This window comes from Micromonospora maritima (genome assembly GCF_902825405.1).
In the GTDB taxonomy this organism is placed as follows: Bacteria; Actinomycetota; Actinomycetes; order Mycobacteriales; family Micromonosporaceae; genus Micromonospora; species Micromonospora maritima.
Genome location: NZ_CADEAU010000204.1, coordinates 1 through 9,291 on the forward strand (window position 1 = coordinate 1; position 9,291 = coordinate 9,291).

A 9,291-nucleotide genomic window follows, 5' to 3' on the forward strand; every position below is an offset into this window, starting at 1 on the left:
CCGCCACCCGGCGGACCCGCTCGCGCAGCTCGGCCGCGGTGAGCGTCTCCGGGGCGCGGGTCTGCCCGTGCGCGACCACCGCCGGGTCGTCGTCGCCGAGGCCGGGCATGCGCAGCACGTTCTCGGCGTAGTTGAGCGTGGCGCCGGGGAACCAGCGGGCGCCGGGCATGGCCCGCTCGGCGAGCGTGGCGGTCGGCGGGGTGTGCGCGACCACCTGGAAGTAGTCCCAGACCGAGCCCCAGAACCCGTCCAGGTCGGTCACCGACCACTGCCACAGCGCGTCGTAGTCGGCGAACTCCAGCCCGCGGTGCTCGGCCAGCCAGCGCAGGTAGTCGCCGATCCGGGACCGTTCGCGTACGTCGGCCGGCGGCGTCCACAGCACGTCAGACACGTTCCACCCTCCCTGAGGCCCGTCACGACACTGTGCATGGGCCGTGGCGCCATCTTGCCCTACCTGGTGCCGCCATTCTCCGCACCGGGTGGCGGTTCCGGGGCGTGCCCGCCCCACACCCCGAACCCCGCACCCATGTGGGCCGGCATGCAAGGAAGGGCCCCTTGTTAACGCCTCGCGCATGGAAAGGGGCCCCGCTTAACACCTCACGATCCGCGCACCGGCGGTGGCGGGCAGCGCCGGCATGCCGGGTGTCAAGCGGGGCCCCCTCCTCTACCGCAGGCGTTAACAGGGGGCCCCTCCTTGCACGTCAGCCGGCGCGGTGGGCCTGGATGGCGCGGCGGCGGGCGAGACGGTGGGCGCGCCGGATCTCCGCCTCCCGGAAACGGCGCTCGTCGTCGGGCGTCTCCGGCAGCACCGGGCGGACCGGACGCGGCGCGCCGCCCACATCGACCCCCACGAAGACCAGGTACGCGGTGGCGACCCGGACCGGCTCGTCCTCGGCCGAGTCCCAGCGCTCGGCCACGACCCGTACGCCGACCTCCATCGAGGTGTTGCCGGTCCAGTTGACCTGTGCGTGCGCGTGCACCAGGTCGCCCACCCGGACCGGCTCGGAGAAGACGATCTCGTCGATGGAGGCGGTCACCGCGGTACCGCCGCTGTGCCGGGCGGCCGCCGCGCCGGCCACGTCGTCGACGAACTTCATCAGTACCCCACCGTGCACGCTGCCGTACAGATTGACATCGACAGCGGTCATGATGCGACTGAGCGTGACGCGGGAGTACGAGGTCGGCTTACCCGCCGGCACCGCGGGATGATCTGTCATGCCGGAAACGGTACGGTGCGCGGATGCGACATCTCTGGAGCTTCCTCGCCGGGCTGGTGGTGGCGCCCGTCACCTGGGTGCTGGTCACCCTCGGTCAGGACGGATCTGGGCGGACCGTGAACCGCTGGGTGGAGATCGGTACGTACAGCACCCCGAACCTGATCGAGCCGGCCGTCTACCTCGGCGTCGCCGGCATCGTGCTCGGCCTGCTCGGCACGCTGCGCTTCTCGCCGCTCGGCCCGCTCGTGGCGGGCCTGCTGCTCGCCGCACCGTACGTCGGGCTGTTCGTCGCGCCCTTCTCCGTGCGGGACCGGGTGCCCGACGACCTGAAGCTGCTCGGCGACCCGCTGCCGCTGCGCCAGCCGCTGGAGAACGGCACGCTGTTCCTCATCGGCGTGCTGCTGCTGATGGCGGTGTTCAGCGCCCAGCGGTGGCGGCGACCCGTGGTGGCCGAGGCGGAGCTGACCCCGGCCGCCACACCGGTCGAGCACCGGCCCGCCCGCACCGACTGGCCGCCGGCCGGCGCGCCGAAGGACCCGGACACCGCCCCGCTCACGCTGGCCTACCCGGAGCCCTCCACCGAACCCCTGCCCCGCCGGACCGGCGGGGAGTCGCCGTGGTCCGCGCCGCCGCGCGGCGCCGCCCGGCCGGAGGGCACCAGCGAGAGCCGTTGACCAGTGCGGGCGGGCCGGGTCACCCCGGCCCGCCCGCCCGAACGTCGACGCCGGCGCTCAGCCCTTGAGCAGCTGCCGCGCCATGACGATGCGCTGCACCTGGTTGGTGCCCTCGTAGATCTGGGTGATCTTGGCGTCCCGCATCATCCGCTCGACCGGGTAGTCACGGGTGTAGCCGTAGCCGCCGAGCAGCTGGACCGCGTCGGTGGTGATCTCCATGGCCGCGTCCGAGGCGAAGCACTTGGCGGCCGCGCCGAAGTAGGTCAGGTCCGCGTCGCCGCGCTCCGACTTCCCGGCCGCCGCGTACGTGAGCTGCCGGGCCGCCTCCAGCTTCATGCCCATGTCGGCGAGCATGAACTGGACGCCCTGGAACTCGGCGACCGCCTTGCCGAACTGCTTGCGCTCCTGGACGTAGCCCTTGGCGTAGTCCAGCGCGCCCTGGGCGATGCCGATCGCCTGGGCGGCGATGGTGACCCGGGTGTGGTCGAGCGTCTGCATGGCGGTGGCGAAGCCGGTGCCCTCGGCGCCGATCATGCGGTCGGCCGGGATCCGGACGTTGTCGAAGTAGACCTCGCGGGTCGGCGAGCCCTTGATGCCGAGCTTCTTCTCCGGCGCGCCGAAGCTGACCCCCGGGTCGGACTTCTCCACCACGAAGGCCGAGATGCCGCGCGAACGCGCTGTGGGATCGGTCACAGCGAAGACGGTGTAGTACTCGGAGACGCCCGCGTTGGTGATCCACCGCTTCACGCCGTTGAGCACCCAGTGGTCACCGTCACGGACCGCCTTGGTGGTCATCGAGGCCGCGTCGCTGCCCGCCTCCGGCTCGGAGAGGCAGTAGGAGAACATCGCGTCGCCCGAGGCGACAGGCGTCAGGTACCTGCGCTTCAGCTCCTCGGAGCCGGCCAGCAGCAGCGGCATGGTGCCCAGCTTGTTCACCGCCGGGATCAGCGAGGACGAGGCGCAGGCCCGCGCCACCTCCTCGATCACGATGGCCGTGGCCAGCGCGTCCGCGCCGGCGCCGCCGTACTCGACCGGGATGTGCGGGGCGTGGAAGTCGGCGGCGCGCAGGGCGTCGTAGGACGCCTTGGGAAACTCACCTGTCTCGTCCGCCTCGGCGGCGTGCGGAGCCACCTTCGCCGCACAGACCTCACGGACCGCCTCCCGGATCGCCTCGTGCTCCTCCGGCAACCGGTAGACGTCGAACGACTGCTCTGCGGCCATGTCGGCCCTCCCCTTTCACCGCTATCATGCGCAGTCTGTGCCGCCCGGGAGCCGCCGACTGCCGCAAACTGAAGGATAGCCACCGGCTACGGCCGAACCTTACCGGCGGGTAGGCTCGCGCCCGAGCGTCGTCCACCCGACCCACTACCCTCACACCAGACATCAGTCCCCTCGGTGCCCGGCCTAGGCGCCCCCAGCAGAATGCGACGCGAGGAAGCGCCGCCAGTGCGAGCGGAGAAGACAGGCGTGACGATCCCGTACCCGAACTCCCAGCCGATGCCCGCCATCGCCGCGGTGACCCCGCCGTCCGGCGCCGCCCGGCCCCGGGTCACCTTCCTCGGCACCGGCTACCTCGGCGCGACGTACGCCATCTGTTACGCCGAGCTGGGCTACGAGGTGCTCGGCTTCGACGTCGACGCGGACAAGATCGCGAAGCTGAACGCGGGCGAGGTGCCGATCCACGAGCCCGGCCTGGACGAGCTGCTGCGGCGCAACCTGGCCGCCGGCCGGCTGCGGTTCAGCACCGACATGCAGGAGACCGCCGACTTCGGCGACGTGCACTTCATCTGCGTCGGCACCCCGCAGCGGGCCGACGGCATGGGCGCCGACCTGTCGTACGTCGAGGCGTCGGTGACCGGCCTCGCCCAGCACCTGACCCGCAAGGCGCTGATCGTCGGCAAGTCCACCGTGCCGGTGGGCACCGCCGAGTGGGTGGAGCAGCTGGTCGGCAAGCACAGCCCGGCCGACCTGGGCGTCGAGGTGGCGTGGAGCCCCGAGTTCCTCCAGGAGGGCTTCGCCGTCGACGACGTGCTGCGCCCCAACCGGATCGTGGTCGGCGTCAAGAGCGAGTGGGCCAACGGCATGCTCTTCGCCGCCCACAAGGGCGTCTTCGACCTGGCCGCCACCGAGGACCGCGAGGTGCCCCTGGTGGTCACCGACTTCGCCACCGCCGAGCTGGTCAAGGTCGCCGCGAACGCGTTCCTGGCCACCAAGATCTCGTTCATCAACGCGATGGCCGAGGTCTGCGAGGCGGCCGGCGGCGACGTCACCCAGCTCGCCCGCTCCATCGGCTACGACCCGCGGATCGGCAACCGGTTCCTCCAGGCCGGGCTCGGCTTCGGCGGCGCCTGCCTGCCCAAGGACATCCGGGCCTTCCAGGCCCGCGCCCAGGAGCTGGGCGCCGGCGAGGCCCTGCGCTTCCTGCACGAGGTCGACCTGATCAACCTGCGCCGCCGTAGCCGGGTGGTGCAGCTCGCCGCCGAGCTGCTCGGCCGCCGCTCCGGCCCGGCCGGTCCGGACCTCTCCGGCACCCGGATCGCGGTGCTCGGCGCCACCTTCAAGCCCAACACCGACGACGTACGCGACGCCCCCGCCCTCGCGGTGGCCGCGCTGCTCGGCAAGGCCGGCGCCGACGTGCACGTCTTCGACCCCGAGGGGATCGAGAACGCGCGCCGCGCGGTGCCGGAGCTGACCTACGAGGAGAACATGACCGACGCCGTCCGCGGCGCCGACCTGGTCTGTGTGCTCACCGAGTGGGCCGAGTTCCGCAACGCCGACCCGGTCGCGCTGGGCGAGCTGGCCAACGGCCGCAAGGTGGTCGACGGGCGCAACTGCCTCGACTCGACACTGTGGACGCAGGCCGGGTGGGAGTACCGCGGCATGGGTCGCCCCTGACCCGTCGACGTCGGGCCGGCCGGCCGGGGATTCCGATCCCCGACCGGCCGGTCCTTTTTTGTTGTCCGGAACGCGCCGGCAACTGTCGAAATCCCGGCCCGCTCAAGGCATGCTGCCTCTGGGAGGTCCACAGTGCGGGGGCGCGGGCGGACGGGAGACTGACGTGGAGAGCTTCAGGTGCGCCTCGTGCGGGCGGGAGATCAAGCCCGCCGTCGTCTGCCCGCACTGCGGCGCGGAGCAGCCCCAGTGGACCGAGCACCTGGCCGACATCGAGCGGTCGATCGCCGAGATGAAGGCGCGCGACGCCGAGATCGCCCGCGAGCAGCGGCAGATCGCGGCCAAGATGCAGGCCGCCCTCTTCCAGCGCGACATCCTGGCGCACGCCGGCGAGGAACGGATCAAGCAGGCCACCCGTCCCCGCCGGGTGTTGCGCCGGCGGCCGGGGCGGCGGCCCCGCCGGCCGGGCAGCCCGGTGGTGCGCCCGCAGCGTGGTGAGGATCTCGTCGTAGTGCTCCGGCCAGGTCGCGAGCCGGCCCAGCTCCGGGTCGAGCGAGAACAGCCGGAAGTGGCCGCGCTGCAACGGTGTCTGCACCGGCTCGCCGTCCACCCGGTCGATGACGATCGCCAGCCGCCCCATGTCCAGCCCGGCCATCGAGCCCGTGCCGCTGCGGATCTCCACCACCGACGCCCACGGCACCGTCGTCGTCCGGAACATCGAGCGCGACCGGACACCGACGTCACTCACGGAGACGCCCAGCATCGCCTGCCGGATCCCCACCACGGAGCCGAGCGCCAGCCAGGCCCCGCCGAGGGCGGCCAGCGGCACCGGCACCACTCCGCCAAGGCCGCCGACCACGAGGAGCGCCCCGAGGAGGGCCGTCGCCAGCACGCCGAAGAGCGCGCCCGCGGTCTCCAGGTCCAGTGAGTACGGTCGCTGCCACCGGGTCATGCCGTCAGCGTGACCGACCGTGTCCAGTGCTACTTGTACTGCGCGATCTGGATCAGGTTGCCGCAGGTGTCGTCGAACACGGCCGTGGCCACCGGGCCCATGTCGACAGGCTCCTGCGTGAACAGCACACCGAGCCCGCGCAGCCGCTCGTGCTCGGCGGTCACGTCGTCCACCGCGAACTGGGTGAGCGGGATGCCGTCGCCGGCCAGCGCCTCCTTGAACGCCTTGGCGGCCGGGTGCGCGTCGGGCTCCAGCAGCAGCTCGACGCCGTCCGGCGTGTCGGGCGAGACGACCGTCAGCCAGCGGTGCTCCCCGGTCGGCACGTCGGTCTTCTTCACGAAGCCGAGCACGTCGGTGTAGAAGCGCAGCGCCTTCTCCTGGTCGTCGACGTACACGCTCGTCAGGTTGATCCTCATGGCGTCTCCTCGGTGGGTTCGGACCTGAGCCATCGCTCGGTGATGGACCGCAGCGGGCGGGTGTCGAGGTGGTGGAACTTGTAGCGACCCTGCCGCCGCGTGACGATCAGGCCGGCGGCCTCCAGCACGTCGAGGTGCTGGGAGATCGCCTGCCGGGACGAGCCGACCTGGTGCCGGGTGGCCAACCGGCCGCAGATCTCGAACAGGGTCTGACCGTCGCGCTCGGTCAACTCGTCGAGGATCAGGCGGCGGGTGCGATCGGCCAGCGCCTGGAAGAGATCGCCCACGCGCACCACAATAGGCAAGTCACGGCTTGCCTACAATGAGGGACGCAAGATCGTTCTCATAGCGAGCGCGTGTATGTCCGACTGGCCTCCCCCCGACCGGACAACTGGGTGAACGCCGCGGCCTCCGCCGTGCTGCCCTCGACGGTCACCGGCGCCGTACGGCAGGCACTCGAACGCGGATGGCAGCCGAGTCTTACGGGATCGCCGTTCGTGCCGGACCTCGGCGGGGCAGCACGACAGGGGCGCTGTCACTAGGGTGCCTCCCGTGCGCATCCCACCCCTGCCCACGGCATCGCTGGACTTCACCGGCGACAAGGCGGCGAAGCGGGTAGTCGGCAATCGTCCGGCGAACGTCACCTCACCCATCACGATCGACGCCTACAACCCGCAGTGGCCCGCCATGTACGCCCGGGAAGAGGCGGCCATCCGGGCCGCGCTCGGCACCAGGGCGCTCGCGGTCGAACACGTGGGGTCCACCGCCGTACCCGGTCTGGCGGCCAAGGATCGCCTCGACATCGACCTCATCGTCGCGGACCCGGCAGACGAAGACGCCTACGTCCCGCCGCTGGAAGCCGCCGGCTACGTCCTCCGCACCCGTGACCCCGACTGGTATCAGCACCGCTGCCTCTGGACCCACGACCACGGCGTGAACCTGCACGTCTTCGGTCCTGACTGCGACGAGTACCTCCGGCACCTGATCCTCAGGGACCGGCTACGTACCCACCCGGAAGACCGCGACCGTTACGCGGCCGAGAAGCACCGACTCGCCCAGGAGCACCCGATGGACATGGCGCTGTACGTCCGCGGCAAGATGGCGATCATCATCGACATCCTCCGGCAGTGCGGACTGCGCTGAGCCAGCAGGACGGAACCGTGCCCGCCGAGCCGACGATGCTCCTCGTCCACAGTCCGCTCCTCACCTCGGCGACGTGGGACGCCCTGCGGCCGCACCTCGAAGCAGCGGGCTGGCGCACGGTGGTACCGGACCTTCGCCCTCTGGTCGAGGCACCGTCCTTCCATACGGCCGTCTGTGCGGAAGCGGCGACCAGCGTCGCCTCCGGCGCGCCCACCGTCGTCGTCGGCCACAGCCGCGCGGGCCCCTACCTGCCCGGCATCGTCGGCGCGGTGGGCAGCGACCGGCCGGACGTCGTCTTCCTCGATGCCCGCCTGCCGCACCCCGGCACCAGCTGGGTGGGGTCACTACCGCCGGAGCGGGCCACCTGGCTGCGGGAGAGGGGAGTCTCGGGCCGGCTGCCGACGTGGGACACCTGGTTCCCTAGCGCGTCTCTCGAGGACCTCGTGCCGGACCCCGGCCAGCGGCACCATGTGCTGCACGACCTACCCGAACTGCCGTGGAAGCTCGTCTCCGAGGTGCTGCCCGCGCCAGGTGCGGCGTGGAACTCCGCCAGGCGGATCTACCTCCAGCTGAGTGCCGCGTACTCGTCCACGGCGGATCAGGCGGAGGAATGCGGGTATCTGGTCCGGCGCATGGACGCCGATCACCTGGCGATGGTCACGCGACCCGCGATGGTCACGGATCTCCTTCTGTCGGCGCTCGGGGCGTCCGACTGAAAATCGGAAGGTCGCCTGTACGGAATCTGGCTGCCATACCCTTCTCCGGATGACGGCCGAACACCTTCGGGCACGTTCTGCCGGTACGGGATCGTCAGGCTGCGTCGGTGACCGACGTTGACCTGCTCATCGCGTCGCCCGATGCCGACCGCGGACCGTACCCGTCGGCCGGCGTGGCTGTACGGATGGCTGCACAGCAAGGTCGCCGCCGATCAATGACCCGGTACGACAAGGTCGAAGGTGTGAGTGGGGCGTCCCCGGGTGAAGTAGAGCGTCTCGGCTGGCGTAGACCCCTTCGACGCTTGGCCGTACTCGCGACCGAGATCGATCCAGGAAGTACTGGTGGAGCCCAGGGGACTCGAACCCCTAACCCCTGCCTTGCAAAGGCAGTGCTCTGCCAGTTGAGCTAGGGCCCCGTGGTGCCGGGCGGGAACCGCCCGGCGTCGCTCAGCGCAGGTCGGGCGCGGTGGTGGCCTCGTGCCACAGGGCACGCTCGTCGTTCGAGGACTTGACCTTCTTGGCCACGACGGCGGCGACACCGACGATGCCGGCCAGGATCAGCAGCTTCTTGAACATGGGCGTGACCCCTCGCGCTCGACGACCGTCGGACGGTGTGCGGTGGGGCTAGCTGGAATCGAACCAGCGACCTCAGAGTTATCAGCTCTGCGCTCTAACCGACTGAGCTATAGCCCCGCGTAGCGACGAGCTAGGTTAACCCATCGCCTTCTTCGCCCCCAAATCGGGGGTCCCACGACCGAAACTACCCGGATGCACGACGCCGGGGCGACCGCTTTCCGCGGTGCCCCGGCGTCGTCCGGTTCAGTCCCGCTCGGCGAGCGTCAGCTCGATCCCGCCGACCAGGTCGGCGCAGACGTTGTAGACGAACGCGCTCAGCGTGGCCAGCGCGGTGAACAGCACGACGTTGACCAGGCCGATCAGCGCGGACGTCAGGATGACGCCCTTGGCGGTGATCCGGAACCCGCCGGTGCCCGTGCCGCCGCCGGCGTTGACCAGGTCGGTCAGGCTGTCGTTGACGCTCTTGAACACGCCCATCGCGTCGAGCGCGAGGTAGAGCACCGAGGTGGCCACGACCACGACGATGAAGAGCACGACCGAGACCGCGAACGCGAACTTCATCACGGACCAGGGGTCGATCCGCTTGAGGTTCAGCCGGGCCCGGCGCGGCCCGCGCGACGCGGCCGAGCTGACCGAGGTACGCGCGGCGCGTACCGCCTCACCGACGCGTGCGGCGCCGACGGCTGCCGCGCCGCTGATCCCCGG

General features: G+C 71.1%; 11 protein-coding genes, 2 tRNA genes and 2 pseudogenes. 5 read left to right on the forward strand and 10 right to left on the reverse strand.

Features of this window, described 5'->3' with window-relative positions; translation table 11 throughout:
- Both HUW36_RS18345 and HUW36_RS18350 read right to left on the reverse strand, forming a co-directional pair.
- A partial coding sequence (locus tag HUW36_RS18345) for an acetyl-coenzyme A synthetase N-terminal domain-containing protein (RefSeq protein WP_281357536.1) occupies positions 1-391 on the reverse strand: 391 nt, incomplete at its 3' end.
- 310 nt (positions 392-701) lie between these two features.
- Positions 702-1,217: an acyl-CoA thioesterase gene (locus HUW36_RS18350; protein WP_174529293.1), complete on the reverse strand. Its 516-nt coding sequence runs from the start codon at positions 1,215-1,217 to the stop codon at positions 702-704.
- 23 nt (positions 1,218-1,240) lie between these two features.
- On the opposite strand from HUW36_RS18350, the gene HUW36_RS18355 reads away from it, so the two are divergent.
- The gene (locus HUW36_RS18355) at positions 1,241-1,891 is read left to right on the forward strand and encodes a hypothetical protein (protein WP_174529294.1); all 651 of its coding nucleotides are present in this window, start codon (positions 1,241-1,243) and stop codon (positions 1,889-1,891) included.
- Between the two features lie 57 nt (positions 1,892-1,948).
- Here HUW36_RS18355 and HUW36_RS18360 read toward each other — a convergent pair whose 3' ends face one another.
- Positions 1,949-3,112: an acyl-CoA dehydrogenase family protein gene (locus HUW36_RS18360; RefSeq protein ID WP_174529295.1), complete on the reverse strand. Its 1,164-nt coding sequence runs from the start codon at positions 3,110-3,112 to the stop codon at positions 1,949-1,951.
- A 246-nt stretch (positions 3,113-3,358) separates the two neighbouring features.
- Here HUW36_RS18360 and HUW36_RS18365 point away from each other — a divergent pair, with 246 nt between their 5' ends.
- Entirely contained in the window at positions 3,359-4,786 is a 1,428-nt protein-coding gene (locus tag HUW36_RS18365) for a UDP-glucose dehydrogenase family protein (protein ID WP_174529296.1), read from the forward strand.
- A 163-nt stretch (positions 4,787-4,949) separates the two neighbouring features.
- Positions 4,950-5,279 (forward strand): annotated as a pseudogene (locus HUW36_RS18370) (hypothetical protein); the annotation flags it as partial.
- 156 nt (positions 5,280-5,435) lie between these two features.
- Here HUW36_RS18370 and HUW36_RS34995 read toward each other — a convergent pair.
- From HUW36_RS34995 to HUW36_RS18380, 3 genes and pseudogenes are all read right to left on the reverse strand, one after another.
- Positions 5,436-5,735 (reverse strand): annotated as a pseudogene (locus HUW36_RS34995) (PH domain-containing protein); the annotation flags it as partial.
- A 29-nt stretch (positions 5,736-5,764) separates the two neighbouring features.
- The gene (locus HUW36_RS18375) at positions 5,765-6,151 is read right to left on the reverse strand and encodes a VOC family protein (protein ID WP_174529297.1); all 387 of its coding nucleotides are present in this window, start codon (positions 6,149-6,151) and stop codon (positions 5,765-5,767) included.
- Positions 6,148-6,450, reverse strand: a complete 303-nt coding sequence (locus HUW36_RS18380; RefSeq protein ID WP_174529300.1) for an ArsR/SmtB family transcription factor — start codon at positions 6,448-6,450, stop codon at positions 6,148-6,150. The genes HUW36_RS18375 and HUW36_RS18380 overlap by 4 nt, the downstream gene beginning before the upstream one ends.
- Before the next feature lie 253 nt (positions 6,451-6,703).
- On the opposite strand from HUW36_RS18380, the gene HUW36_RS18385 reads away from it, so the two are divergent.
- Entirely contained in the window at positions 6,704-7,294 is a 591-nt protein-coding gene (locus tag HUW36_RS18385; protein ID WP_217428833.1) for a GrpB family protein, read from the forward strand.
- Positions 7,279-8,010, forward strand: a complete 732-nt coding sequence (locus tag HUW36_RS18390) for an alpha/beta hydrolase family protein (RefSeq protein WP_174529298.1) — start codon at positions 7,279-7,281, stop codon at positions 8,008-8,010. Before HUW36_RS18385 ends, HUW36_RS18390 begins: the two co-directional genes overlap by 16 nt.
- 340 nt (positions 8,011-8,350) lie before the next feature.
- Here the strand turns inward: HUW36_RS18390 and HUW36_RS18395 are convergent.
- From HUW36_RS18395 to HUW36_RS18405, 4 genes are all read right to left on the reverse strand, one after another.
- A tRNA-Ala gene (locus tag HUW36_RS18395) sits at positions 8,351-8,426 on the reverse strand.
- A gap of 31 nt (positions 8,427-8,457) precedes the next feature.
- Positions 8,458-8,586, reverse strand: a complete 129-nt coding sequence (locus HUW36_RS34110) for a DLW-39 family protein (protein ID WP_217428834.1) — start codon at positions 8,584-8,586, stop codon at positions 8,458-8,460.
- A 43-nt stretch (positions 8,587-8,629) separates the two neighbouring features.
- Positions 8,630-8,703, reverse strand: a tRNA-Ile gene (locus tag HUW36_RS18400).
- A gap of 126 nt (positions 8,704-8,829) precedes the next feature.
- Positions 8,830-9,291, reverse strand: a 462-nt coding sequence (locus HUW36_RS18405) for a DUF3566 domain-containing protein (protein WP_174529299.1), incomplete at its 5' end; no start/stop codon positions are given.

Coding starts and splice junctions, on each gene's coding strand:
- HUW36_RS18350 (WP_174529293.1), bottom strand. CDS start 1,217: ATGACAGATCATCCCGCGGTGCCGGCGGGTAAGCCGACCTCGTACTCC.
- HUW36_RS18355 (WP_174529294.1), top strand. CDS start 1,241: ATGCGACATCTCTGGAGCTTCCTCGCCGGGCTGGTGGTGGCGCCCGTC.
- HUW36_RS18360 (WP_174529295.1), bottom strand. CDS start 3,112: ATGGCCGCAGAGCAGTCGTTCGACGTCTACCGGTTGCCGGAGGAGCAC.
- HUW36_RS18375 (WP_174529297.1), bottom strand. CDS start 6,151: ATGAGGATCAACCTGACGAGCGTGTACGTCGACGACCAGGAGAAGGCG.
- HUW36_RS34110 (WP_217428834.1), bottom strand. CDS start 8,586: ATGTTCAAGAAGCTGCTGATCCTGGCCGGCATCGTCGGTGTCGCCGCC.